This window comes from Kitasatospora sp. NBC_01287, from assembly GCF_026340565.1.
Taxonomy (GTDB): Bacteria; Actinomycetota; Actinomycetes; order Streptomycetales; family Streptomycetaceae; genus Kitasatospora.
Genome location: NZ_JAPEPB010000001.1, coordinates 7,053,727 through 7,077,146, shown reverse-complemented (window position 1 = coordinate 7,077,146; position 23,420 = coordinate 7,053,727). Strand labels below are relative to the sequence as shown.

Here is a 23,420-nt window from a genome sequence, read left to right as displayed (position 1 = left end):
GTTGACGCCGACGTGGAGACGGGGCCCCGCGCCGCAGCCGCGGGGCCCCGTCAGCACTCGGCCCGTCAGCACTCGGCCCGTCAGTGCTCGGCCCGTCAGCGCTCGGGGTACCGGCGCGGCGTCCAGACCACCTCGGTGCCGTCGCCCCGCTCGACCGCCTGGGTCTGCGAGGAGCCGATCAGCAGGATGGTCCGCATGTCCACCTCCGCCGGATCCAGCTCCGCGAGGCGCACCGTGCGGACCCGCTCGGTCGGGCCGCCCACGTCGCGGGCCAGCACCACGGGGGTGTCCGGCGCGCGGTGTTCGAGCAGCAGGTCGCGGGTCAGGCCGACCTGGGTGGTGCGGCTGCGCGAGCCGGGGTTGTAGAGCGCGAGCACCAGGTCGGCGGCGGCCGCCGCGCGCAGCCGCTCGGCGACCACGGACCAGGGCTTGAGCCGGTCGGAGAGCGAGACCACGGCGTAGTCGTGGCCCAGCGGCGCACCGGCCCGGGAGGCGGCGGCGTGCGCGGCGGTCATCCCGGGCACCACCCGCACCGGCACCTCGCGGTAGGGGTCGGCGCAGGCGGCCTCCAGTACGGCGGTGGCCATCGCGAAGACGCCGGGATCGCCGGAGGAGACCACCGCGACCCGGCGCCCGCGCCGGGCCAGGTCGAGCGCGAACTCGGCCCGCTCGGCCTCGACCTTGTTGTCCGAGCCGTGCCGCAGCTGGCCGGGGCGGACCGGGACCCGGTCCAGGTAGGTGGTGTAGCCGACCAGGTCGTCGGCGGCGGCCAGCGCGCCGCGCGCCTCGGGGGTCAGCCAGAGCGGGCCGGCCGGACCGAGGCCGACCACGGTGACCGCGCCCTCACCGGGCTCGCGCACCGGCTCGCTGTCCGCCTGCCCGGCCGACTGCCCGGCCGACTGCCCGGCCGACTCGGCGGCGGCCCTGGCCACCCGGCTCGGCAGCACCGCGACGGAGAAGTACGGCACCTCCGCCGGGTCCACCTCCGCCAGCGGCGCGGTCCGCTCGCCCGGCATGGTGGCGCGCTCCACGTACCGCGCCTCGGCCAGCCGGCCGGCGCGCTCCAGCGCGCGGCGCACGGTCGGGAAGGTGCGGCCCAGCTTCATCACCACGGCCGAGTCGGTGGCGGCCAGCCGCGCGGTCAGCTCCTCCTCGGGCAGCGTGCCCGGGATGACGGTGAGCACCTCCTCGGCCTCCACCAGCGGCTCCCCCAGCCGGGCGGCGGCGGCGCTGATCGAGGTCACCCCCGGCACCACCTCGGTCGGGTAGCGGTGCGCGAGGCGCTTGTGCATGTGCTGGTAGGAGCCGTAGAAGAAGGGGTCGCCCTCGGCGAGCACCACCACGTCGCGCCCGGCGTCCAGGTGGGCGGCCAGCCGGGCGGCCGCCTGCTCGTAGAACTCCTCCAGCGCGCCCCGGTAGCCGCCCGGGTGGTCGGTGGTCTCGACGGTGATCGGGTAGACGAGCTTCTCCTCGATCTGCCCGCCCGTCAGGTACGGCTCGGCGATGCCGCGCGCGATCGACCGGCCGTGCCGGGCGCTGTGGTACGCCACCACGTCGGCCGCGCCGATGAGGCGGGCCGCCCGCAGGGTCAGCAGCTCCGGATCGCCTGGGCCCAGCCCGACGCCGTACAGCCGACCGGTCGGCCGCGGCTGCTCAGGGTCCGGCCGCCCGGTCGAGGGCGGCGTCTGCTCGGGGCTCATTCGACCTCACTCGCGATCGCGTTCAGCGCGGCCGCGGCGATCGCGCTGCCGCCGCGCCGCCCGCGCACCACCAGGTGCTCCAGGCCGGCGGGGTGCTCGGCCAGCGCCTGCTTGGACTCGGCGGCGCCGACGAAGCCCACCGGCACGCCGATCACGGCGGCCGGGCGCGGCGCACCCGCCTCGATCATCTCCAGCAGCCGGAAGAGCGAGGTCGGCGCGTTGCCGACGGCCACCACCGAGCCCGCCAGCTTGTCCCGCCACAGCTCCATGGCCGCCGCGCTGCGGGTGGTGCCGAGCTCGGCCGCCAGGGCCGGCACGCGGGGGTCGGAGAGCGTGCAGAGGACCTCGTTGTCGGCGGGCAGCCGCTTGCGGGTGACACCGCTGGCCACCATCGAGACGTCGCAGAGGATCGGCGCGCCGGCCCGCAGCGCGGCGCGCGCGTCGGCCACCACGCCGGGGGTCCAGAGCAGGTCGGCGACCAGGTCGGTCATCCCGCAGGCGTGGATCATCCGCACCGCGACCTGGGAGATGTCGGCCGGCAGGCCCGCCAGGTCCGCCTCGGCGCGGATGGTGGCAAAGGACTCGCGGTAGATCGCCGCGCCGTCCTTCTCGTACTCGATCACGTGGTCCTCCGGGCCGCGGCGACCGCCGCGGCCATCTGTTGGTTCGTCACTTCGATTGCCCCGCCGCCACTCGCGCCGCCACTCGCGCCGCCGCGCAGGGCGAGGCGGTAGCCGTCACCGGTGGCCAGCACGTCGACGAACGGGCCGGCCGGGTGGCCGCAGCGCCGTTCGCAGCCGGACCAGTGCACCGGCAGCGGTGCGGCCACCGCGTCCGCGTCCACCGCGTCCGCGTCCACCGCGTCCAGCGCCGCCGCCGCGTCGCCGCGCACGTCGGCCAGCGACTTGGCGCAGCCGGGCGAGCCGGTGCAGGCCGTGGCCCCCTCCCACGGCGTGGCCGACCCGGTGCGCAGGCCGGCCGCCGCCAGGGCGGGCAGCACCTCCGCGCCCGCGCCGGGCAGCACCACCTGGCGCCACGGGGTGACCCGCAGCTCCCCGGTGGCCGCGGCGGCGAGCGCGGCGAGCGTCCGCCACGGCGCGGCGTCCGCCCGGCCGAACCGCAGGCCCGCCACCACCCCGCCACCGGCTGCCACCGCTCCGTCGGCGCCGCCCGCCACCACGCCGACCCCGGGGCGGCGGCCGGGCAGCGCGGGCAGCGGCAGCGGCGCCAGGCCCAGCCGGGCGGCCAGCAGCGTGCCGTCCGGGTCCGCCTCGCGCACCCGCCAGGCACCGCTGCGCAGCGCGACGAACGCCTCGGCGGCGGCCAGCGCGGCGCGCGGCCCGTCCGCCACGACGGCGGCGGCATCGGCCCGGCCCAGGCGCAGCAGGGCGCCGCCGTCGGGGCGGGCGATCAGGGTCAGGTCGGCGTCCAGCGCGGCCACGTCGCCGCGCCCGTCGTCGAGGGCGAAGAGGAAGCGTCCGGAGAGCTCCCGGGCCGTCTCGCTGCCCAGCAGCAGGGCGTCCAGCTCGCGCACCCACGGGCCGAGGCCGGCGCCGCCGTCGAGGCCCGCCAGCGGTGAGGCGACGATGTTGCGCACCCGCTCGTGCGTGTCCGAAGGGAGCAGCCCGACCGCGCGCAGCCGCTGCGCCAACTCCCCGCCCGCGTCCGCGCGCAGCCCGCGCAGCTGGACGTTGCCGCGCGAGGTTGCCTCCAGCGCGCCGTCACCCAGCTCCTCGGCGGCCAGCACCAGCGCCAGCAGCTGAGCCACCGACAGCAGCCCGCCGGGCACCCGGACCCGGGCCAGCGCGCCGTCGTCGGCCGCGTGCAGCCGCAGCGCGCCCGGGCAGGCGTCGTCCCGGCCCCGACCGGCCCGGACGGGGGCAGGCTCGATGGCGTCGGGTGTGGGTGACATGGCCGCGAGCATACCGATGATCTGACCGCACGTATGCCCCGCGCCCGGCGTGATCCATGTCTCCGCCGCCCGCCTGTCAGTGCCCCGAACTAGGCTGAAATCCGTGCCACCTCATCACCCGGCCCGCCATCTGCTGCGGGCCAAGGACCTGGTCGACGTCCGGTACGCGGAGCCGCTCACCGTCGCCGACCTCGCGGCCGCGGCCGGCCTGTCGCGGGCCCACTTCAGCCGGGAGTTCCGACGCGCCTTCGGCGAGCCACCTCACGTCTACCTGCTGACCCGGCGCCTGGAGCGGGCCGCCGCGCTGCTGCGGCACACCGACCGGCCGATCGCCACCGTCTGCCTGGACGTCGGGCTGAGCAGCCTGGGGTCCTTCACCACCAGTTTCACGCGGATGTACGGGCTGGCGCCCGCCGCCTACCGGGCCGCCCAGCCGCCGGCCGCCGCGCACGCCATCGTGCCCGGCTGCGTCCGGCGGGCGTACGGACGGCCGCAGCACCGCACGTTTCGAGAAGACAGCCCGCCCGAGGGCGGAATAGCGTGACGTTATCGCCGCAAAGCACGCATACCAGGAGAAAATCATGATCAAGATCGCCACCGCGCAGCTCTGGGTCCACGACCAGGACGAGGCGCTCGCCTTCTACACCGAGAAGGTCGGCTTCGAGGTCCGGATGGACGTCACCGTGGCCGAGATGGGCGACTTCCGCTGGCTCTCGGTCGGCCCGGTCGGCCAGCCGGACGTCTCGATCGTGCTGATGGCGATCCCCGGCGCACCGGTCTTCGACGCCGACACCGAGGCCCAGATCCGCGAGCTGACCGCCAAGGGCGGCGCCGGCAGCGTCTTCCTGACCACCGACGACTGCGACGCCTCCTACGCGGAGCTGTCGGCGCGCGGCGTGGAGTTCAACGAGAAGCCGACCGACCAGCCCTACGGGCGCGACTGCGGGTTCCGCGACCCGTCCGGCAACAACATCCGGCTCACCCAGCTCGCACAGATGTGAGCACGGGTACGTGAGCACGCGGATGTGAGCACGCGGATGTGAGCACGCAGCTGTGAGCCCCGAGCGCCCGGCCGGTCCCCCGCGGACCGGCCGGGCGCGTTCCTCTCGCGGCGGCCCGGCGTGTGGCGGTTCGGTGAACGCCGGCTGCCGATGGCGCGGGGCGCTGTCACGAAAAGGCCCGTTCTCGCGCCCCCGAACGTGCCCTGGATCACGAACACGCGTCCCAACTGGTGCCACATGTCCCTGGTGCGCTATCAACTGTGGCTAGACGGTCGCCTGCTGGCGACCCACGGCAATCAACGGGGAATAACTTCATGAGCAGGAACGGCACTGTCAGGGCTGTGTACGGGATGATCGGGCTGGCCACGGTCGGCGCTCTCGCGCTGACCGGCTGCGGACCCGACGAGACCACGGCGAGCAACACCACGAAGAACACGCAGGCCGCCACACCCACGGCGACCACCGGCGGGTTCCAGAACACCCTCCCGACCGACAGCCCCACCACCGCGCCGGCGGCGCCCAGCCAGAGCGCGCCCACCACCGCGCCCACCACCGCGGCGCCCAGCACCGCCGCGCCCGCGCCCGCCGGGGACGGGACCCTGGCGAAGGCGGGGCAGAGCTTCAAGGTCGGCCAGACCGCCCAGCTCCCGTTCACCTACGGGGACACCAAGGGCACCATCGCGCTGACCGTCACCGCGATCGAGGCGGGCAACCCGGCCGACCTGGCCCCGCTCAAGCTCGGCGACCAGGCCGCGGGCAAGATCCCGTACTACATCCGCTACTCGGTGAAGAACGTCGGCAACACCGACCTGTCGTTCTCCACCGTCGACCACGTGACGGGCCTGCTGCCGGACGGCACCCAGGGGCAGGACGTGATGCTGATCGGCACCTTCGACAAGTGCTCGACCGACGCGCTGCCCAGTGGCTTCACCAACGGCAAGACGGCCCAGGGCTGCGCGCTGGTGCTGGCGCCGTCCGCGTCGACGAAGATCACCGCGGCCGAGTACTGGGGCGACCCGTTCACCCTGGACCAGGGCCTCACCTGGAAGTGAGCCCGCGATAGCACCCGGGCGGTGCGGGTCGGTGCCGGCGGCGCCGACCCGCACCGCCCTTCGCGTGACTGCCCTTCGCGTGACCGGGCGACCGTGTGACCGGGGCGACGGGCAGGCCTCTGGTGCCGCCGACGGCCCCCGTTAGGATGTCCGCCGGGCGGGCCGACTGGTCCGCTCACGCCCGAGACGGCGTCAGGGGAGGAAACCGGTGCGACACCGGTGCGGTCCCGCCACTGTGACCACGGCTCAGCGGCCGTGGGAAGCCAGGAACTCCCGCCGTCTCCCCCTCACCGCCCGGGGCGCGGACCCCGAGGAAAGGCCAGCCGCGTGATCCTGCTGCTCTCGACCTCCGACACCGACCTGCTCTCGGCCCGCGCCAGCGGCGGACCGGTCGCCTACCGCCTGGGCAACCCGGCCCGGCTGCGCGCCGAGGACCTGCCCGAGCTGGTGGCCGGCACCGATCTGGTGGTGGTCCGGCTGCTCGGCGGCCGCCGCGCCTGGCAGGAGGGCCTGGACGCGCTGCTCGCCGGGCCGCGCCCGGTGATCGTGCTCAGCGGCGAGCAGGCGCCGGACGCGCAGCTGATGGAGCTGTCCACCGTGCCGGCCGGCCTGGCCGCCGAGGCGCACGCCTACCTCGCGCACGGCGGCGCCGCCAACCTGGCCGAGCTGGCCGCCTTCCTCTCCGACACCGTGCTGCTCACCGGCCACGGCTTCGCGCCGCCCGCCTCCGCGCCCGAGTGGGGCCCGCTGGAGCGCGAGCCGCGCAGCGCGGCGGGCCCTGACGGGGGCCCGCTGGTGGCCGTCCTCTACTACCGCGCGCACCACATGAGCGGCAACACCGCCTTCGTCGAGGGCCTCTGCGCGGCGATCGAGGACGCGGGCGGGCGGGCCAAGCCGCTCTACTGCTCCTCGCTGCGCGGGGCGCCCGCCGAGCTGTTGGCCGAACTCGGCGCGGCGGACGCCATCGTGACCACCGTGCTGGCCGCGGGCGGCACCCGCCCCGCCGACGCGCAGGCCGGCGGCGACGAGGAAGCCTGGGACGCGGGCGCGCTCGCCGCGCTGGACCGGCCGATCCTGCAGGCGCTCTGCCTGACCTGGTCGCGCGAGGCCTGGGAGTCCAGCGACGAGGGCCTCTCCCCGCTGGACACCGCCACCCAGGTCGCGGTGCCGGAGTTCGACGGGCGGCTGATCACCGTGCCGTTCTCCTTCAAGGAGCTGGACGAGGACGGCCTGACCGTCTACGTCGCCGACCCCGAGCGGGCCGCCCGGGTCGCCGGGATCGCGGTGCGGCACGCGCGGCTGCGCCACATCCCGGCCGCCGAGCGGCGGTTGGCCGTGGTCCTGTCCGCCTACCCGACCAAGCACGCCCGGGTCGGCAACGCGGTCGGCCTGGACACCCCCGCGAGCGGGGCGCGCCTGCTGCGCCGGCTGCGGGAGGAGGGCTGGGACCTGGGCGAGGGCTTCCCCGGGATGGAGCCGGTCGAGGGCGAGCACGAGGGCGACGCGCTGATCAAGGCGCTGATCGAGGCCGGCGGCTACGACCAGGACTGGCTCACCGAGGACCAGCTGGCCCGCAACCCGGTCCGGATCCCGGCCGCCGACTACCGCCGCTGGTACGCCGCGCTGCCCGCCGCCCTGCGCGAGCGGGTGGAGGAGCACTGGGGCCCGGCCCCCGGCGAGCTCTACCTGGACCGCAGCCGCAACCCGGACGGCGACCTCGTGCTGGCCGGCCTGCGCGCGGGCAACCTGCTCGTGCTGGTGCAGCCGCCGCGCGGCTTCGGCGCCAACCCGGTGGCCATCTACCACGACCCCGACCTGCCGCCGAGCCACCACTACCTGGCCGCCTACCGCTGGATCGCCGCCGCGAAGGCCGACGGCGGCTTCGGCGCGGACGCCGTGGTGCACCTGGGCAAGCACGGCAACCTGGAGTGGCTGCCCGGCAAGACCGCCGCGCTCTCCGCCGAGTGCGGCCCGGACGCCGCGCTCGGCGACCTGCCGCTGATCTACCCCTTCCTGGTCAACGACCCGGGCGAGGGCACCCAGGCCAAGCGCCGCGCGCACGCCACCCTGGTCGACCACCTGGTGCCGCCGATGGCCCGCGCCGACTCCTACGGCGACATCGCCCGCCTGGAGCAGCTGCTGGACGAGCACGCCAACATCGCCGCGATGGACCCGGCCAAGCTGCCCGCGATCCGCGCGCAGATCTGGACGCTGATCCAGGCCGCCCGCCTGGACCACGACCTGGGCCTGGAGGACCGCCCCGAGGACGACGGCTTCGACGACTTCCTGCTCCACGTCGACGGCTGGCTCTGCGAGGTCAAGGACGCGCAGATCCGCGACGGCCTGCACGTGCTGGGCCAGGCGCCGGTCGGCGAGGCCCGGGTCAACCTGGTCCTCTCCATCCTGAGGGCCCGTCAGATCTGGGGTGGCGTCAGCGCGCTGCCCGGCCTGCGGGAGGCGCTCGGGCTGGACGAGGCGGCGCTGACACTGGGCGCCACCGACGCCGCCGAGGCCACGGCGCGCGAGCTCGTCGAGGCGATGGAGGCGGCCGACTGGGCACCGGAGGCGGTGGCGAGGACCGCCGCCGGGCACCCGGCCGCGGTGGCCGAGGTGCTGGACTTCGCCGCCCGCCAGGTGGTCCCCCGACTGGCCGCCACCACCGACGAGTTGGACGCGGTCATCCACGCGCTCAAGGGCGGCTTCGTGCCGGCCGGCCCGTCCGGCTCGCCGCTGCGCGGGCTGGTCAACGTGCTGCCGACCGGGCGCAACTTCTACTCGGTGGACCCCAAGGCGGTGCCCAGCCGGCTCGCCTGGGAGACCGGGCAGGCGCTGGCCGAGTCGCTCGTCGCCCGCTACCGGGCCGACAACGACGGCGCGGTGCCGCCCTCGGTGGGCCTCTCGCTCTGGGGCACCAGCGCGATGCGCACCGCCGGCGACGACATCGCCGAGGCCTTCGCGCTGCTCGGCATCCGCCCGGTCTGGGACGACGCCTCGCGCCGGGTCACCGGCCTGGAGCCGATCCCGCTCGCCGAACTCGGCCGCCCCCGGGTGGACGTGACGCTGCGCATCTCCGGCTTCTTCCGCGACGCCTTCCCGCACGTGGTCGCCCTGCTGGACGACGCGGTGCGGCTGGCCGCGGCCCAGCAGGAGGCGGACGAGGACAACTTCGTACGCGCCCACGTGCAGGCCGACCTGGCCGAGCACGGGGACGAACGCCGCGCCACCGTACGGGTCTTCGGCTCGCGCCCGGGCACCTACGGGGCCGGCCTGCTGCAGCTGATCGACAGCCGCGACTGGCGCACCGACGCCGACCTGGCGGAGGTCTACACGGTCTGGGGCGGCTACGCCTACGGCCGCGGCCTGGACGGGCGCCCGGCGCGCGAGGAGATGGAGACCGCCTACAAGCGGATCACCGTGGCGGCGAAGAACACCGACACCCGCGAGCACGACATCGCCGACTCGGACGACTACTTCCAGTACCACGGCGGCATGGTGGCCACCGTCCGGGCCCTGACCGGCTCGGCGCCGGCCGCCTACATCGGCGACTCGACCCGCCCGGAGACGGTCAAGACCCGCACCCTGACCGAGGAGGCCGCCCGGGTCTTCCGCGCCCGGGTGGTCAACCCGCGCTGGCTGGAGGCGATGCGCCGGCACGGCTACAAGGGCGCCTTCGAGATGGCCGCCACCGTCGACTACCTCTTCGGCTACGACGCCACCACCGGCGTGGTCGCGGACTGGATGTACGAGCGGCTGACCCAGGAGTACGTGCTCGACCCGGTCAACCGCGAGTTCCTCACCGGGGCCAACCCCTGGGCCCTGCACGGGATCAGCGAGCGGCTGCTGGAGGCAGCCGAGCGCGGGCTGTGGGCCGCGCCGGACCCGGAGCTGCTCGCCGAGCTGCGGACCGCGTTCCTGGAGGCGGAGGGCGACCTGGAGGAGGGCGGCGACTCCCAGGGCTGACGCCACGTCAGTTCGCCTGCCGGGCAGCGGGGTCGGTGCGCCGGGGCCAGTGTGCCGGGGCCAGTGTGCCCGGGCCAGTACGCCCGGGTCAGTGCGCCGGGATCGAGAGCAGCAGCTGGTCGCTGAGCAGGTCGCGGACCTCGAAGTGGCTGATCTCACCGGGCTGGAAGCCGGTGCCGCCCGAGGTGGTCAGCCGGGCGGCCGGCGCACTGCCGTAGCCGCCCGCCGGCACCGTCCAGCTGGCGACCGTCTGGCGCGCGCCCTGGGTCGAGACGGCCACCAGGTCGCAGCTGCGCGGGCCGGCCACCCCGGCGAGCCGCAGGGTCACCGAGCTGCCCCAGCTGGTCGGGGTCACCGCGACACTCGCGCTGGCCCCGTCCGGCGCACTCGCGCTGTGGGCCGCCGCGGCGGCCACCGGGGCGCCGCCCGTGCCACCGCCGTCCAGCACCGCCGCGGTGGCGGCCGGGCCGCCCACGACCAGCACCGCCGCGACCGCGACCAGCCAGCGCCGGCGCACCCGGGTGCGCCGGCGGGTGGCGGCGGCCTCGGCGAGCAGCCCGTCCAGCAGCCGCGGGCCCGGTCCGGCCAGGCTCGCGCCGACCAGACCGCCGCTCTCGCCCCGGTCACCCCGGCCGGCGTTCTCGCCCCGGCCTGCTCCCGCGCCCGCGCCCACGAGTGCCGCGCTGTCGGCCTTGAACTCGGCCAGCAGCGGCTCCAGTCGGCCCAGCGAGGCGACCTCCTCGGCGCACCGCGGGCAGTGGGCGAGGTGCTCCTCGAAGCGCGCCAGGTCGGAGGCGTCGAGCAGGCCGAGCACGTAGGCGCCCGCGTCCAGATGCCGCTCAGGGCACGCCGGGTCATCCCGCGGGTCGGGCCCGTGCTGCGGGTCCCAAGGACCCTGGGGCGCTGTCACGACGTCACTCCCCGTTCCTCCAGCGCGATCTTCAGCGAGCGCAGCGCGTAGAAGACCCGCGACTTCACCGTACCTTCCGGGATGCCCAGTTCGACCGCGGCCTCGGCGACCGTGCGGCCGCGCAGGTAGGTCGCCACGACCACCTCGCGGTGTGCCTCGGTGAGCGCCCCGAGCGCGTCGGTGATGGCCATCATCCGCAGCGCCCGGTCGAGTTCGTCCACGGCGGGCAGCAGCTCCAGGGGCGACGCATCGGTCTCCGGGGGCCGGGCGACCGCCCGCCGGTGGTCGTCGATCACGATCCGCCGGGCCACCGTGACCAGCCACGGCCGGACCGAGCCCGCCGCCGGGTCCAGCTGGTCGGCGTGCTTCCACGCGCGCACCAGGGTCTCCTGGACCACGTCCTCGGCGCGCTGCCGGTCGCCGCCCACCAGGTGCAGGACGAAGCCGTAGAGCGGGCCCGCGTGGTCCCGGTAGAGGGCCCGGATCAGCTCCTCGCCCGTGCCCGCGGCGCCGCGGCTGCGGGGGTCATCGGTCACAAGGCCATCCTGGCGCACCCGTACCTCCAGGTCGAACGGTCAGCACCGCTGACACCCGGTCAGTAGCCGCCACCGGAGGTCCCGCCGCTGGACGGGCTGCTCGGGCTGCTCGGGGCCGTGGTGGCGGGCATCGCCTTGCCACCGGTCGGGGTCGCCGCGAACCAGACGCCGCCGACGCCCTCGCCGTTGGTGTCGCCGGGCTTGGTGTCCGGCATGTAGCGGTAGAGCGGCCAGCCGTTCAGGGTCAGCTGCTTGGTGCCGTCGGCCCGGGTGAGCGTGCCGATCATGGCGGCGTTGACGCCGCTGCCGGTCGGCTGGGCGGGCGCCACGGCGGCCGGCCAGAGGGTGGCGCAGGAGCCGTCGCAGGTGGACTTCGGCGGGCTGGCGCTGTCCTGGTCGAAACGGTAGAGGGTGAAGCCGTTGCTGTCGGTGACGATCTGGCCGAGCTTGGGATCGGTGGTCACCTTCAGGGCCGGGGCCGAGGAGCCCGCCGGCGGCGGCGTGGCCGGGGTGGCGGACGAGGGGGCCGGCGCGCTCATGCTCGGTGCCGGGCTGCCGGCCGCGGAGCCGCTGGACGAGGACCCGCTGGAGCCGCAGGCGGTGGCGAAGGCGAGCACGGCCGCGCCACTGGCGGCCAGCGTCCCGATGCGGCGGAGGTTCGACATGGTGGCCTCCCAGGCGCGAACTGTGCGAGCTGTGCGAACAGTACGAACTGTGCGAACTGTGCGAACTGTGCGAACTGCTCGGGTGCGACAGCCGGACGGCTGCCGCACCCAGGGGTACGCACGGGGAGGCGGTGGCGTTCAGCGGGCCGGGCTCAGGGCTCCGGACCGCGGACTCAGGAGGTGAGCGGGCCGATGGTCAGCGCGTGGATGCTCGGGCCCGCGCAGTGCTGGGTCTGCCAGGGCAGGAAGAGCGCGGCCTTCTCGCCGGGCGGGTAGATCCGCAGGCCCTGGGCGGGGGTGAGCTGGCACTGCCCTGGGTCGTAGCCGCCCGCGCCGTTGGCGTCGTGCAGGGTGGCCTTCGCGGTGCCGTGCGGGGCGAGGGTCACCGTGGCGTACTGCGTGCCGGTGCGGGTGGCGGGGTTGCCGGACTGCTGGCCCGCCGCGGCCACGTAGGAGACCCCGGGGTAGCCGGCGAGGGTGCAGGTGCGGCTGGAGGTGTTGGTGAAGACCAGGGTGGAGTAGTACTGGCCGGCGCCGACGTTCGGGTTGGTCTGCGCCACGCTCAGCTCGGCGCTGGTGCAGGCACCCGGGCCCGCCGGGGTGTCGGGCAGCGAGGCGGTGGTGGGCGCGACCGTGGGCCCGGTGCCCGCGGGGGCGGTGGTCCTGGGGGCGGTGCTCCCGGGCGCGGTCGTCGGGCCGGAGCCCGAGGGTGCGGTCGTCCCGGGCGTCGTCACCCCCGAGGTCGCGGGGGCCGGGTTCGAGGCGGCGGGGCCCGAGCCGGTCGGAGCGCTCGCGGCACCTGCCGGCGGCGGGGACGAGGCGTTGCCGGTCGCCGACGAGGAGCATCCCGTCAGCGTGAGGGCGGCCGCCGCGGCCACCAACGCGGCCGCGGCGATCGGGGTCCGGGCGGTCCTGCGGGACATGGTGGTACTCCTTCGCGGCGCCGTACTGGCTGTCACGCTCAGTCTTGCCGCAAAAGGGGCCCGCGATCCGCGCTGATACACGGCTGTGGCAGAACCCGGGCAGCACCGTGACAGTGCCACCCGGGGGCCACCGCAGACCGCAACTCGGCGGTCAGAGAAGGGTCTTCCAGTAATACCAGAACCGGCCCAGGATCATCAGCGCGATCACCGCGTACCAGAGCACCGGGACCACCCAGTGGTACCGGTTCAACTCCCGCACCACCGGCTTCAACCGCTCGCCCACCGGGATCACGCCGGTGCGCAGGTTGGCCAGCGTGGTGTACCAGAAGAGCGCGATGGTCACCGTCCAGACGACCATGCAGTACGGGCAGAGCGCGCCGATCGAGTAGAGCGACTGGCTGATCAGCCAGTGGATCAGCGCCAGCCCGAGCGTGGTGCCCAGTTGCAGGCCGAGCCAGTACCAGCGGCGGTAGCGGGCTCCGGCCAGCATCCCGGCGCCGGTGGCCAGCACCACGGCGAAGCCGACCAGGCCGAGCAGCGAGTTGGGGAACCCGAAGGCGGAGGCCTGGTGGCTGGTCATCACCGAACCGCAGGCGATCACCGGGTTGATGTTGCAGTTGAGCGCGGTGTGCGGGTTCTTCAGCAGCTCGAACTTGTCGATGGTGAGGATCGCGGAGGCGGCCAGCCCCAGCGCCCCGGCCACCACCAGCAGCCAGGCGAACGCCCGCCCGGGGCCCGGCCGGGTCACCGGCTCCTGCCGGGCCCCGGTGGCCAGGGCGGCGCTCACTTGGTCCCGGCGCTCTGCTGGATCAGCGCGGTGTACTGGTCGGCGCTGATCGGGTTGCCGCTGCTGTCGAAGAGGGTCAACTGCTTGCCGTCCAGCTTCATGGTCGGGGTGCCGGTCACGCCGCTGCTGTTGAAGGCGGTGGCCACCTGCTGGGCCCAGGGCAGGTAGGTGTTCGCCTTGACCGCGTTGACGAAGGCGTCGGAGTTCAGACCGGCCTTGGCGGCCACGTAGAGCACCGTGTTGACGTCGCCGTAGCCGTCGGTCTGCTCGTCCGGCTGGTTGGCGTAGAGCGCGTCGTGGAACTTCTTGAAGTCGGCCGGGCTCTGGTTCAGCGCGGCACCCGCCGCCGCCAGCGCGGTGATCGAGCCCTTGCCGCCGAGGTTGTCGTCCAGGAACGCGGCCATGTGGTACTGGATCTTGTACGTGCCGTTGTCGGCCAGCGCCTGGACCGCCTGGCCGTCGCTGGTCTCGAACTTCTTGCAGATCGGGCAGCGGAAGTCCTCGTAGACGTCCAGCGTGTGCGGGGCGTTGGCGTTGCCGTAGGTGATCACGGTGCCGTTCGGTCCGCTCGTGTTGGCCGGCGCCACCACCGGGGCGCTCGCGGCCGCTCCGCCGCTGTGCCCGCTGCCGCCCGAGACGGCGATCGCCACGCCGCCGCAGAGCGCGAGCACCAGGGCCGCCGAGACGCCGATCACGATCCGCCGGCGCCGGGTCTCGGCCTGCTGCTCGCGCAGCCGGGCCTCGTGCAGCGCCTCCCGGCGGGCGGTGCTCTTCTGCTGGTGGTTCTGGGGCTTGTTCGGCTTGCTGCTCATGGAGGTCGGTCCTGACCGCGTCACACGGCGCGCACCAAGGCGGCCGGACGCTCGAAGGGGGAGGTGGGCGTCAGCGACGCGCGCCGCAGGCCCGGCTCCCCGCCTCGGGGCGGGAGGGGCTCAGCAGGCGAGCGCGAAGGACGCCGGCGGACCGCGGCGGCGCGAGGGCGCGAGCGGCAGGTCCTCGGTGGGCGCGTGCTCGGGCCGGGGCTCGGGCAGCGGCGCGCCGGGCGCGGGGCGGGCCGGCAGCGGCGCGAGCAGCAGCAGGGCGCGCAGCGCGTCCGGGGCCAGCCGGGCCAGCGAGCCGATCAGCTCGGGCAGCCGCACCAGGGCGGCGTCGGCCAGCTGCAGGCAGAACGCGGCGAGCAGTGAGAGCGCCACGTGCACGGCCAGCAGCACGACTTCCAACATCGTGGGGGCGAGCGTGAGAACGCCCTCGCCGCCGCCCACCTGGCCGCCGCCGCAGACCACCAGGTCGAGGCCGTGGCCGCCCTGGTGGGCGAGCGCCCCTGTGGTGGGGCGGGCACAGGTCTCCTGGCCCAGGTTGAAGGTGGTGTTGAGCAGCAGCTCGACCGGCAGCAGCAGCGCGGCGATCTGCGCGAAGCCGCGGTCGGCGCCGGCCAGCAGCGCGGCCACCAGGAAGACGATCACCCCGGCGAGGGCCACCACGCTCAGCGGCAGCGCCTGCCCGGTGACCACCACGTGACCCGCCGCGGACAGCGGAACGGCGAGCGCCGCGAAGAGCAGCGCCCGCAGCGTCCGGGTCGAGTGGCAGAAGGTCACGATTCGGAGTATGCCACGGGCCGCGGAGCGGGCACGAGGGTACGGAACGTGAGGAATCCCTTAGTACCGGTCGTCCCGTACATGCCGGGGTCCAGAAACGGCCAGGCGTCGCTCAAGGGTGTCGTGGGACCATGCGAGCGTGACCACGGGGATATCGCAGACGAGGCGGGCGCGCAGGCCCGGTTGGGTCAGGCCGCGCACGGCGATCATGGCGGCGGGGGCGCTGGTCTTCACCTTATTGCTCTACCTGCAGGGCACCCGCGTGCGCATGGTGCTCGACGCCGACCCGGCCTGGACGCTGCTGGCGGTGCTCGCGATGGCGGCCAGCTACCCGGCGGCGACCATGGGGTTCCTCGGCTTCGTGCCGGAGCGGATCGGGTTCGCCAGGGCCGGGCTGGCCCAGCTCGCCGGCGCCTTCGTCAAACTGGTGGCGCCCGGCGGCTTCGGCGGGATGGCGCTGAACACCCGGCTGCTGCTGCGGGCCGGCATAGCGCCGGGCCCGGCGGCCTCCAGCATCGGGGCCGGCTCGCTGCTCGGCCTGGTGCTGCACATGACCCAGCTGGCCTTCTTCCTCTGGCTGACCGGGTTCCAGCCGGACCGCCACGCGGACGGCACCGGCGAGCTGATCGCCCTCGTCGGCGTCGGCGCGCTGGCCGTGCTCGCCCTGGCCCTGCTCACCGTCCCCGGGCCCAGGCGCCAGGTGCTGGCCTGGCTGCGCCCGGTGACCGAGGGCTCGCTGACCCGGCTGCGCGATCTGGCCCGCCATCCGCGCCACCTGGCCGTCGGGGTGCTCGGCCAGCTGCTGGTCTCGATGACCCTGGCGGCCTGCCTCTACAGCTGCGTGCGGGCCACCGGCGCCGACCCGGGGTTCGCGCCGGTGGCGGTGGCCTTCCTGCTCGGCAACGCGCTCGGCTCCGCGGTGCCGACCCCGGCCGGGGTCGGTGGGGTGGAGGCGGCCACCGCGGCGCTGCTGTCCACCACCACCGGGCTCGGCACCACTCAGGCGCTGGCGCCGGTGGTGCTCTTCCGGCTGATCACCCTGCTGCTGCCGGTGCTGCCGGGCTGGGCCGCCTTCGGCCTGTTGCAGCGGCAGAAGGCGCTCTGAGTGCTCCGGGTGCCCGAGGATGGCTGACACCGCATCAGCCGTGCGGCAGCCGTCCCCAGGGAGATCCGGATGACCCCCCAGCCCGACCCCACCCAGCGCTACAGCTCCGAGCCCGAGAGTGCCGAGCCCTTGGGCGCCGAGCCCTTGAGCGCCGAGCCCTTGAGCGCCCGGGCCGATGCTGCTGCCAGCGCCTCCGCCTCCGACAGCGCGGAGTACGACGTCATCGTGCTGGGCGGCGGGCCGACAGGCGAGAACGTTGCCGACCGGACGCGGGCCGCCGGGCTGAGCACGGCCCTGGTGGAGAGCGAGCTGGTCGGCGGCGAGTGCTCGTACTGGGCCTGCATGCCGAGCAAGGCGCTGCTGCGCCCGTCGGCCGCGCTGGCCGCCGCCCGCGCGGTGGCCGGCTCGCGCGAGGCCGTCACCGGCGCGCTGGACGCGGCGGCGGTGCTGGCCCGCCGGGACTCCTTCACCTCGCACTGGAAGGACGACGGGCAGGCCGACTGGATGGCCGGGGTCGGCATCGACCTGGTGCGCGGCGAAGGCCGGCTGGACGGGCCGCGCCGGGTGGTGGTGCGCACCCCGGCGGGCGGTGAGCGGGTGCTGACCGCCCGGCACGCGGTGGTCGTGGCCACCGGCACCCGGGCGGTGCTGCCCGGCGGGGTGCCGGGCCTGGCCGAGGCCGCGCCGTGGACCAGCCGGGAGGCGACCAGCGCCAAGGCCGTGCCGGACCGGCTGCTGGTGGTCGGCGGCGGCGTGGTGGGGGTGGAGATGGCGGCGGCCTGGCAGGCGCTGGGCGCCCGGGTCACCCTGCTGGTCCGCGGCGGCGGGCTGCTGCCGCGCCTGGAGCCGTTCGCGGGCGAGCTGGTGGCGGACGGGCTGCGCGCGGCGGGTGTCGAGGTGCGGCTGGACACGGAGGTGGCCTCGGTGGCGCGGGACGGCGCGGTGGTGACCGTGCGGCTCGCCGACGGCGCCGAGCTGGTCGCCGAGGAGCTGCTCTACGCCACCGGGCGGGCCCCGCGCACCGAGGCGCTGGGCCTGGCGAGCGTCGGCCTGCGGGACGGCGACTGGCTGGCGGTGGACGACGGCTGCGCGGTCCAGGGGGTCGAGGGCGGCTGGCTGTACGCGGCCGGCGACGTCAACCACCGCGCGCTCCTCACCCACCAGGGCAAGTACCAGGCCCGGATCGCGGGCGCCGCGGTCGCCGCCCGGGCGCTGGGGCGGCCGCTGGACCCGGCCCCCTGGGGCGCGCACCGGGCCACCGCCGACCTGGCCGCGGTGCCGCAGGTGATCTTCACCGAGCCGGAGGTGGCGGCGGTCGGCCTCTCGGCGGCGCAGGCGCGCGAGGCCGGGCACCGGGTCGAGGTGGTCGACTACGAGATCGGCCAGGTGGCGGGCGCCTCGCTGGCCGCCGACGACTACCGGGGGCGGGCCCGGATGGTGGTCGACCTGGAGCGCGAGGTGCTGCTCGGGGTCACCTTCGTCGGCCCCGGGGTGGGCGAGCTGCTGCACTCGGCGACGGTGGCGGTGGTCGGTGAGGTGCCGATCGGCCGGCTCTGGCACGCGGTGCCGGCCTACCCCACGGTCAGCGAGGTCTGGCTGCGGCTGCTGGAGACCTACCGGGACGCGGACCGTACGGACGACGCGGAACAGGGCCGCGGAACAGGGCCGCGGAACAAGGCCGCGGAATAGGGCCGCGGAATAGGGCTGGGGCGGGGGAGGTTGGGCCGGACATGACTACCGTGGAACTCACCAAGGACAACTTCGACGAGGTCGTCAACGAGGGCTCCTTCGTCCTGATCGACTTCTGGGCGTCCTGGTGCGGGCCGTGCCGCAGCTTCGCCCCGGTCTACGACAAGGCCGCCGAGAACCACCCGGACCTGGTCTTCGGCAAGGTGGACACGGAGGCGCAGCAGGAGCTGGCGGGCGCGTTCGGCATCACGTCCATCCCGACCCTGGCGATCATCCGCGAGAACGTGATGATCTTCGCCCAGCCCGGCGCGCTGCCGCCGGCCGCGCTGGAGGATCTGATCCAGCAGGCCAAGCAGCTGGACATGGACGAGGTGCGCGCCAAGATCGCGGCCGAGCAGCAGGCCGAGCAGGGGTCCGTCGAGCAGGCCTGATCCTGCTCCACCCTCGGGCTCGGGCGCGGTCCCGTGTGGGAAGTCGACTCGATCGACTTCCCACACGGGACTGCGCGTCGCCTCACGGAGCGTGATCGCACGGCCACAGAATGGCCTCATGCCACGCATCCGCACCGCGCTCGCCGCGGTCTCCTCCCTCGCACTCGCCGGCCTGCTGGCCGGGCCCGCGCACGCCGTGCCGCGGCAGGACCGCGCCTCGGACCAGGTCAACACCTTTTTCGGCCAGTACCGGGCCGCCGTGCGGGGCCAGAACCCCGGCACCGACACCGCCGGGGTGCGCGCGAAGTTCCTCACCGCCCAGCTCGACACCGATCTCGACCAGTGGGCCGTCACCCACAACGCCGACCCGGTCTTCCGGGCGCAGAACGTACCGAACGGCTGGTCGGTGCGGTACAACGGCAGCGGCGCCGGCCACAGCACGGTGATCCTCACCGAGCGGTTCGGCGACGGCCGGAGCATCGACGTCTGGTACCAGGTACGACTGGCTGATCTGGCTATCGACGGCCTGGAGGACCCGCCCTCATAATCGCCAGTTATGCAGGTCACAGGACGCCCCCCGCCCCACCTCGTCTAACCTGGTGGACGTGCTCATACTCGTCAGGCGTCGCCACGTGGACCTGCTCCGCGTCACGAGCATGTCCTGTCGCGGCCACCGCTGACCCCTCACCCTCACCTCTCAGGACCCCGGCACCGGGGGCGCCGCGCCACCATCCGCCGCGCACCCGGTCCACCCGGCCACCGCCGGGAGCGGCCGGGCCGAACACAGCGGATGTCACCCCCATGTCGCAGCAGCACATAGCCACCCCCGCCTCCTTCAGCGCCCCCGCCGCCGCCCCCGCCGCCCCCGGTCTGCCGGTGATCGACCTGGCCGCCGCCTCCGGCACCCCCGAGCAGCGGGCCGCGTTCCAGGCCGAGCTGAACCGGGCCGCCACCGAGGTCGGCTTCTTCCACCTGATCGGCCACGGCATCACCGAGCGGGAGACCGCCGCGCTGATGACCGCCACGCACGCCTTCTTCGCCCTCCCCGAGGCCGAGCGGCTGGCCATCAGCAACCTCAACTCCCCGCATTTCCGCGGCTACACGCGCACCGGCACCGAGCGCACCCAGGGCCGCAGCGACTGGCGCGACCAGATCGACATCGGCGCCGAGCTGCCCGAGCACCGCCCCGGACCGGGCGAGCCGGACTACTGGTGGCTGGAGGGCCCCAACCAGTGGCCGAAGGGCCTGCCCGAGCTGCGCGAGGCCTCGCTGCACTGGATCGACCGGCTGAGCGGCGTCGCCGAGCGCCTGCTGCACGAGCTGCTCGCCGCGATCGGCGCCCCCGCCGACTTCTACGACGCCGCCTTCGCCGGCCACCCGCACCTGCGCCTCAAGCTGGTCCGCTACCCCGGCAGCGCCCCCGACGGCGGCGGCCAGGGCGTGGGCGCGCACAAGGACTACGGGTTCCTCACCCTGCTGCTCACCGACGAGGTCCCCGGCCTGCAGGTGGAGCAGGCCGACGGCGGCTTCCTCAGCGTGCCGCCGCTGCCCGGCTCGTTCGTGGTGAACCTCGGCGAGTTGCTGGAGGTGGCCACCGACGGCTACCTGAAGGCGACCAACCACCGGGTGGTCAGCCCGCCCGGCGCGCGGGAGCGGTACTCGGTGCCGTTCTTCTACAACCCGCGCCTGGACGCCCACATCGCGCCGCTGGAGTTCCCGCACGCCCACCACGCGCCGGGGGCCACCACCGACCCGGCCAACCCGCTCTACGCCGAGTTCGGCCGCAACGAGCTGAAGGGCTACCTGCGCGCCCACCCCGAGGTCGCCAAGCGCCACCACGCGGAGCTGGTGAGCTGACGCGGGTGCCGGCCTGACGCCGTCGGCAGCCTGCCGCGGCCCGGCGCGGGACAGTTACAGTGTCGCTGTCACACTTCAACTGTCCCGTGCTGGAGGGCGCGATGCCGCGACTGACCGTCGACGAACTCGCCGCCCGCGCCGGGGTGACCGTGCGGACCCTGCGCTTCTACAGCGGCAAGGGCCTGCTGCCGCCGCCCGAACTGGGCCCGCGCCGGGTCGGGTTCTACGGCGCCGAGCACCTGGACCGGCTGGAGCTGATCGAGGAGCTCCAGCGGCTGGGCCTCACGCTGGCCGCGATCGAGCGCTACCTCGACCAGCTCCCCGCCGACATCAGCGCGCTGGACCTGGCCATCCACCGCGCCCTGATCGCCGTCTGGGCCCCCGAGACCGCCGAGCAGGCCACCACCGAACAGCTCTCCCGGCGGGTCGGACGCGGCCTCTCCGACGCCGACCTGGACCAGCTGGTGGCGATGGGTGCCCTGCAACGCACCGAGCGCGACGGGGAGTTCCTGGTGGACCCGGGCCTGCTGCCACTGGGCGCCCGGGTGCTGGACCTGCCGATCCCGCTGGAGACCATCGTCGCCACCCGCGCCGTGGTGCGCCTGCACAGCCGGGCCACCGCGCGGGAGCTGCACCGGCTCTTCCGCGAGACGGTCTGGAAGCCGTTCCGGGAGAGCGGCGCGGACGAGGCAGAGGTCGAGCGGATGCGCGAACTGACCGGCGGGATCGAGCCGCTGCTCACCCAGGCGCTGGTGACGGCGTTCCACCGCTCGCTGGCCGAGCAGCTGGCGGGCGGCGGCGAGGCCCTGATGAACGCCCCGGCCGGCGCCGCGACCGAGTCCGAGTCCTCGTCCTCGTAGGAGTAGGCGCCGCGCCGCACGGCGGTCACGCCATGGCTCAGTCGGCGGTGACGTGGCCGGCGAGGAAGGCGAGCAGCTCGTCCAGCTTCTCTTCGACGCCTGGCACCGGACGGACCCACAGCCGGTCGACTGCGCGTGCGGGATGCCGATGGAGCCGCTGCTCACCATCGACAGCACGGAGTGGCACGGCGGCGGTCGGAGCTGGATGCCGCTGGAGGATCGAGCGCGTGAGGGTGCCACGGCCCTGCCCACCGGGGTCACGATCGGCCGCTGGGGCGCACTGCGCATCTTCACCTGCCCCGCCGACCCGACGCACCCGCGTCAGGTCGGCGAGCAGTAGCCCGGCGGGCGTCAGAGGAGGTGGTCGGCCTTGCCCGCCTTGATGTCCAGGATCAGGGTGCGGAGGGCTTCGCGTGAGTCGGTGAGGGGGCGGTCCTCCTGACCGGCGACGGCGATGTAGGCGTTGCCGGTCGCGTCGGTGCCCAGGCGGAAGCAGTTGTTCCCCTCTGCGCAGAAGGGCTCTTCCCAGGTGATGGTGGGCATCTCACTCCCCTCGACGGTGGCCAGGGCAACGTCGACCGGCGCCCTGGCCACAACGGCTTACAGCAGATGGTCGGCCTTGCCCGCCTTGATGTCCAGGATCAGGGTGCGGAGAGCTTCGCGTGAGTCGGTGAGGGGGCGGTCCTCCTGACCGGCGACGGCGATGTAGGCGTTGCCGGTCGCGTCGGTGCCCAGGCGGAAGCAGTTGTTCCCCTCACCGCAGAACGGCTCTTCCCAAGTAACGTCAGACATCGGACCTCCTAGAGTTGCTGAGCAACGACGTGTATGAAGTCTCTGGACTTCTCCGGAGACAGTGCCGCCTCCGCCATCCAGTCAAGGTGTGCACGGTACTTTGCCAGCTGGGCTTCGGCATCGGTGAATTCGGGGCCATGGGCGGAGTCCAGCTGAACGGTGTCGAGTCGAGGGACCGCACCCTCCGCGTAAAGGAGGGCGTGCCCCGCACCTGGGAACGCCCCACACTCGACCGGGAGAACACGAATGGTGACATTCGCCCGCTCTGATTCGGCGCACACGTGGTCGAGCTGCGCCCGCATGACCTTGCGACCACCGAACTGCATCCTCAAGGCCGCCTCGTGCACATACCCGACATACCGAAGCAGCTCAGGCCGCCCCAGTACACGTTGCCTCGCCATCCGGTGGTTCACACGCAGCTCGACTTCCAGCCGCGACAACGGCGGTAGCACGGCCCCGAAGACAGCACGAGCGTATTCATCCGTGTGCATGAGACCTGGCAAATGCACGGTCTGCGCCGTCGAGAGGCCCGCCGCATGCCACTCCAGCTCCGCAATATCGCTCAGTCCGGATGGAAGGACTCCGCGATACTCCTCCCACCAGCCACGCTCCCGACTTTCAGCCATCGCGACGAGCGCATCGATGTACGCCCCGTCAGCGCAAGCGTAGTTGCTGGCCAAGGTCCGCACCCGGTCAGCGCTCACGACGCGGACGCCCGACTCCATATTGGAGATCTTCGTACGGTCGAGCCCCAGCAGGCCAGCCGCATAGTCGGTACTGACTCCTGCGGCGAGGCGGAGCTTTCGCAGTTCAGCGCCCAGACGCTTCTGGCGCTCGGTCGGAACAGGTCGGGTCGGCATGCCATCCTCTCGGGCTGACTTGGGGTCAGTCTGCCGTGATCAGTCGCTCCCAGTCCAACACGATCGTGGCAATTACCGTAGATCTAGTGGCACAGTGCCACCGATCACGCTAGCTTGAAGTAGCAAGACGCTCACCTACGGCAACGCCCGGAAGTGCACCGCGCGAGCATGCCCGCCCATCCCTGGGACCGGTGTGCCCGCGCCCAGGGAGGCAGGCCACCGGCGCCGCCGCGTCAACCACCGCACACCCGCGAGGAGTCAGCCATGCCTGGAATCCCGCTCCCCACGCCCGCCGTCCCCACCACCACCCCCGCTGTCCCCGCCGTGCCGACCCATTGGCGCTTCCCCGCCCGGCTCAGCTCGGTGCCCCGGGCCCGGCAGGCCGTCCGGGACGCGCTGCCGCGTCAGTGTCCGGCCCAACTCTCCTACGAGCTGCGGCTGCTCACCTCCGAGCTGGTCACCAACGCGATCCGCTACGGCACGGACCCGCACGAGGACGAGGTGGTCGAACTCGTGCTCTGGACCGCCGACGGCCACTACTGGCTCGCCGTCTCCGACCCCGGCCCCGGCCGGCCCACCCCCACCGCGTCCGGACCGCACGCCTGCACCGGTCGCGGCCTGCTCCTGGTGGACGCGCTCTGCGACAGCTGGGCCGTAATCCCGCGCCCGACGCGCGGCAAGTCCGTCGTCGCGGGGATCCGCCTGGACAAGGCGGCCTGACCGGCCGTCACCAACGCCGAGTGGCCGCCCCGACCGGAGGGGATGGGGCGGCCACTCGCAACAGC

The 23,420-nt window shown here is 74.3% G+C and carries 25 protein-coding genes and 1 riboswitch; of the genes, 12 read left to right on the top strand and 13 right to left on the bottom strand.

Annotation, left to right across the window (positions count from 1 at the left end; all coding sequences use genetic code 11):
- Positions 1 to 95 precede the first annotated feature (95 nt).
- From OG455_RS31030 to OG455_RS31020, 3 genes are read right to left on the bottom strand one after another with little or no spacing between them, the layout of a single operon-like run.
- Positions 96 to 1,700 carry a precorrin-2 C(20)-methyltransferase gene (locus OG455_RS31030; protein ID WP_266299389.1) on the bottom strand — a complete coding sequence of 535 codons (1,605 nt, stop codon included), beginning with the start codon at positions 1,698 to 1,700 and terminating at the stop codon, positions 96 to 98.
- A complete protein-coding gene (locus OG455_RS31025) occupies positions 1,697 to 2,323 on the bottom strand; it encodes a precorrin-8X methylmutase (RefSeq protein ID WP_266299387.1) in 627 nt (208 codons plus the stop codon). The genes OG455_RS31030 and OG455_RS31025 overlap by 4 nt, the downstream gene beginning before the upstream one ends.
- Positions 2,320 to 3,612, bottom strand: coding sequence for a cobalamin biosynthesis protein CobG (locus tag OG455_RS31020; protein ID WP_266299385.1), 1,293 nt, complete (start codon positions 3,610 to 3,612; stop codon positions 2,320 to 2,322). The genes OG455_RS31025 and OG455_RS31020 overlap by 4 nt, the downstream gene beginning before the upstream one ends.
- A gap of 103 nt (positions 3,613 to 3,715) precedes the next feature.
- Here OG455_RS31020 and OG455_RS31015 point away from each other — a divergent pair, with 103 nt between their 5' ends.
- From OG455_RS31015 to cobN, 4 genes are all read left to right on the top strand, one after another.
- Positions 3,716 to 4,156 carry a helix-turn-helix transcriptional regulator gene (locus tag OG455_RS31015; RefSeq protein ID WP_266299383.1) on the top strand — a complete coding sequence of 147 codons (441 nt, stop codon included), beginning with the start codon at positions 3,716 to 3,718 and terminating at the stop codon, positions 4,154 to 4,156.
- 37 nt (positions 4,157 to 4,193) lie between these two features.
- Positions 4,194 to 4,613, top strand: coding sequence for a VOC family protein (locus tag OG455_RS31010; RefSeq protein WP_266299381.1), 420 nt, complete (start codon positions 4,194 to 4,196; stop codon positions 4,611 to 4,613).
- 314 nt (positions 4,614 to 4,927) lie between these two features.
- Positions 4,928 to 5,665: a hypothetical protein gene (locus tag OG455_RS31005; RefSeq protein WP_266299379.1), complete on the top strand. Its 738-nt coding sequence runs from the start codon at positions 4,928 to 4,930 to the stop codon at positions 5,663 to 5,665.
- 198 nt (positions 5,666 to 5,863) lie between these two features.
- Positions 5,864 to 5,938: riboswitch (cobalamin riboswitch) on the top strand.
- Positions 5,939 to 5,992: 54 nt separating this feature from the next.
- The gene (cobN, locus tag OG455_RS31000) at positions 5,993 to 9,625 is read left to right on the top strand and encodes a cobaltochelatase subunit CobN (RefSeq protein ID WP_266299377.1); all 3,633 of its coding nucleotides are present in this window, start codon (positions 5,993 to 5,995) and stop codon (positions 9,623 to 9,625) included.
- A gap of 88 nt (positions 9,626 to 9,713) precedes the next feature.
- On the opposite strand, the gene OG455_RS30995 is transcribed toward cobN, so the two are convergent.
- The 7 genes from OG455_RS30995 to OG455_RS30965 all read right to left on the bottom strand — a co-directional run bounded on the left by OG455_RS30995 (position 9,714) and on the right by OG455_RS30965 (position 15,041).
- Positions 9,714 to 10,535, bottom strand: coding sequence for a zf-HC2 domain-containing protein (locus OG455_RS30995; protein ID WP_266299375.1), 822 nt, complete (start codon positions 10,533 to 10,535; stop codon positions 9,714 to 9,716).
- Entirely contained in the window at positions 10,532 to 11,071 is a 540-nt protein-coding gene (locus tag OG455_RS30990) for a sigma-70 family RNA polymerase sigma factor (RefSeq protein WP_266299373.1), read from the bottom strand. Before OG455_RS30990 ends, OG455_RS30995 begins: the two co-directional genes overlap by 4 nt.
- A 59-nt stretch (positions 11,072 to 11,130) precedes the next feature.
- Positions 11,131 to 11,736 (bottom strand): hypothetical protein, encoded by a 606-nt coding sequence (locus tag OG455_RS30985; RefSeq protein WP_266299371.1) that lies wholly within the window; start codon positions 11,734 to 11,736, stop codon positions 11,131 to 11,133.
- A 173-nt stretch (positions 11,737 to 11,909) separates the two neighbouring features.
- Positions 11,910 to 12,659, bottom strand: a complete 750-nt coding sequence (locus OG455_RS30980) for a DUF4232 domain-containing protein (RefSeq protein ID WP_266299369.1) — start codon at positions 12,657 to 12,659, stop codon at positions 11,910 to 11,912.
- A 151-nt stretch (positions 12,660 to 12,810) separates the two neighbouring features.
- Complete coding sequence (locus OG455_RS30975; RefSeq protein WP_266299367.1) at positions 12,811 to 13,446, bottom strand: vitamin K epoxide reductase family protein; 636 nt, start codon at positions 13,444 to 13,446, stop codon at positions 12,811 to 12,813.
- Positions 13,443 to 14,258 carry a thioredoxin domain-containing protein gene (locus OG455_RS30970; protein ID WP_266299365.1) on the bottom strand — a complete coding sequence of 272 codons (816 nt, stop codon included), beginning with the start codon at positions 14,256 to 14,258 and terminating at the stop codon, positions 13,443 to 13,445. Before OG455_RS30970 ends, OG455_RS30975 begins: the two co-directional genes overlap by 4 nt.
- Before the next feature lie 120 nt (positions 14,259 to 14,378).
- On the bottom strand, positions 14,379 to 15,041 hold the full coding sequence (locus tag OG455_RS30965; RefSeq protein WP_266299363.1) for a hypothetical protein: 663 nt from the start codon (positions 15,039 to 15,041) through the stop codon (positions 14,379 to 14,381).
- Positions 15,042 to 15,180: 139 nt separating this feature from the next.
- Here OG455_RS30965 and OG455_RS30960 point away from each other — a divergent pair, with 139 nt between their 5' ends.
- The 7 genes from OG455_RS30960 (at position 15,181) to OG455_RS30930 (ending at position 21,323) form a co-directional block, all read left to right on the top strand.
- Positions 15,181 to 16,146 carry a lysylphosphatidylglycerol synthase transmembrane domain-containing protein gene (locus tag OG455_RS30960; RefSeq protein ID WP_266299361.1) on the top strand — a complete coding sequence of 322 codons (966 nt, stop codon included), beginning with the start codon at positions 15,181 to 15,183 and terminating at the stop codon, positions 16,144 to 16,146.
- A gap of 69 nt (positions 16,147 to 16,215) precedes the next feature.
- Positions 16,216 to 17,835 (top strand): NAD(P)/FAD-dependent oxidoreductase, encoded by a 1,620-nt coding sequence (locus tag OG455_RS30955; RefSeq protein ID WP_266299359.1) that lies wholly within the window; start codon positions 16,216 to 16,218, stop codon positions 17,833 to 17,835.
- Positions 17,836 to 17,876: 41 nt separating this feature from the next.
- Complete coding sequence (locus OG455_RS30950) at positions 17,877 to 18,266, top strand: co-chaperone YbbN (protein WP_266299357.1); 390 nt, start codon at positions 17,877 to 17,879, stop codon at positions 18,264 to 18,266.
- 118 nt (positions 18,267 to 18,384) lie between these two features.
- Positions 18,385 to 18,813 (top strand): hypothetical protein, encoded by a 429-nt coding sequence (locus tag OG455_RS30945; RefSeq protein WP_266299356.1) that lies wholly within the window; start codon positions 18,385 to 18,387, stop codon positions 18,811 to 18,813.
- A 254-nt stretch (positions 18,814 to 19,067) separates the two neighbouring features.
- Complete coding sequence (locus OG455_RS30940) at positions 19,068 to 20,123, top strand: isopenicillin N synthase family oxygenase (RefSeq protein ID WP_266299354.1); 1,056 nt, start codon at positions 19,068 to 19,070, stop codon at positions 20,121 to 20,123.
- Positions 20,124 to 20,224: 101 nt separating this feature from the next.
- Complete coding sequence (locus tag OG455_RS30935) at positions 20,225 to 20,983, top strand: MerR family transcriptional regulator (RefSeq protein ID WP_266301021.1); 759 nt, start codon at positions 20,225 to 20,227, stop codon at positions 20,981 to 20,983.
- 52 nt (positions 20,984 to 21,035) lie between these two features.
- Positions 21,036 to 21,323 carry a hypothetical protein gene (locus tag OG455_RS30930; protein WP_266299352.1) on the top strand — a complete coding sequence of 96 codons (288 nt, stop codon included), beginning with the start codon at positions 21,036 to 21,038 and terminating at the stop codon, positions 21,321 to 21,323.
- Positions 21,324 to 21,334: 11 nt separating this feature from the next.
- Here OG455_RS30930 and OG455_RS30925 read toward each other — a convergent pair whose 3' ends face one another.
- The 3 genes from OG455_RS30925 to OG455_RS30915 are packed head-to-tail and all read right to left on the bottom strand — an operon-like array spanning position 21,335 to position 22,635.
- Positions 21,335 to 21,526 (bottom strand): hypothetical protein, encoded by a 192-nt coding sequence (locus tag OG455_RS30925; protein WP_266299350.1) that lies wholly within the window; start codon positions 21,524 to 21,526, stop codon positions 21,335 to 21,337.
- 57 nt (positions 21,527 to 21,583) lie between these two features.
- Positions 21,584 to 21,775 carry a hypothetical protein gene (locus OG455_RS30920; RefSeq protein WP_266299348.1) on the bottom strand — a complete coding sequence of 64 codons (192 nt, stop codon included), beginning with the start codon at positions 21,773 to 21,775 and terminating at the stop codon, positions 21,584 to 21,586.
- Positions 21,776 to 21,783: 8 nt separating this feature from the next.
- Positions 21,784 to 22,635, bottom strand: a complete 852-nt coding sequence (locus tag OG455_RS30915; protein ID WP_266299346.1) for a helix-turn-helix transcriptional regulator — start codon at positions 22,633 to 22,635, stop codon at positions 21,784 to 21,786.
- 264 nt (positions 22,636 to 22,899) lie between these two features.
- On the opposite strand from OG455_RS30915, the gene OG455_RS30910 reads away from it, so the two are divergent.
- The gene (locus tag OG455_RS30910; RefSeq protein ID WP_266299344.1) at positions 22,900 to 23,355 is read left to right on the top strand and encodes an ATP-binding protein; all 456 of its coding nucleotides are present in this window, start codon (positions 22,900 to 22,902) and stop codon (positions 23,353 to 23,355) included.
- The last annotated feature ends 65 nt before the right edge of the window (positions 23,356 to 23,420 follow it).

Coding starts and splice junctions, on each gene's coding strand:
- OG455_RS31010 (WP_266299381.1), top strand. CDS start 4,194: ATGATCAAGATCGCCACCGCGCAGCTCTGGGTCCACGACCAGGACGAG.
- OG455_RS30955 (WP_266299359.1), top strand. CDS start 16,216: ATGACCCCCCAGCCCGACCCCACCCAGCGCTACAGCTCCGAGCCCGAG.
- OG455_RS30950 (WP_266299357.1), top strand. CDS start 17,877: ATGACTACCGTGGAACTCACCAAGGACAACTTCGACGAGGTCGTCAAC.
- OG455_RS31030 (WP_266299389.1), bottom strand. CDS start 1,700: ATGAGCCCCGAGCAGACGCCGCCCTCGACCGGGCGGCCGGACCCTGAG.
- OG455_RS30945 (WP_266299356.1), top strand. CDS start 18,385: ATGCCACGCATCCGCACCGCGCTCGCCGCGGTCTCCTCCCTCGCACTC.
- OG455_RS30980 (WP_266299369.1), bottom strand. CDS start 12,659: ATGTCCCGCAGGACCGCCCGGACCCCGATCGCCGCGGCCGCGTTGGTG.
- OG455_RS30925 (WP_266299350.1), bottom strand. CDS start 21,526: ATGCCCACCATCACCTGGGAAGAGCCCTTCTGCGCAGAGGGGAACAAC.
- OG455_RS31020 (WP_266299385.1), bottom strand. CDS start 3,612: ATGTCACCCACACCCGACGCCATCGAGCCTGCCCCCGTCCGGGCCGGT.
- OG455_RS30985 (WP_266299371.1), bottom strand. CDS start 11,736: ATGTCGAACCTCCGCCGCATCGGGACGCTGGCCGCCAGTGGCGCGGCC.
- OG455_RS30920 (WP_266299348.1), bottom strand. CDS start 21,775: ATGTCTGACGTTACTTGGGAAGAGCCGTTCTGCGGTGAGGGGAACAAC.
- OG455_RS30910 (WP_266299344.1), top strand. CDS start 22,900: ATGCCTGGAATCCCGCTCCCCACGCCCGCCGTCCCCACCACCACCCCC.
- OG455_RS31005 (WP_266299379.1), top strand. CDS start 4,928: ATGAGCAGGAACGGCACTGTCAGGGCTGTGTACGGGATGATCGGGCTG.
- OG455_RS30970 (WP_266299365.1), bottom strand. CDS start 14,258: ATGAGCAGCAAGCCGAACAAGCCCCAGAACCACCAGCAGAAGAGCACC.
- OG455_RS30935 (WP_266301021.1), top strand. CDS start 20,225: ATGCCGCGACTGACCGTCGACGAACTCGCCGCCCGCGCCGGGGTGACC.
- OG455_RS30940 (WP_266299354.1), top strand. CDS start 19,068: ATGTCGCAGCAGCACATAGCCACCCCCGCCTCCTTCAGCGCCCCCGCC.
- OG455_RS30915 (WP_266299346.1), bottom strand. CDS start 22,635: ATGCCGACCCGACCTGTTCCGACCGAGCGCCAGAAGCGTCTGGGCGCT.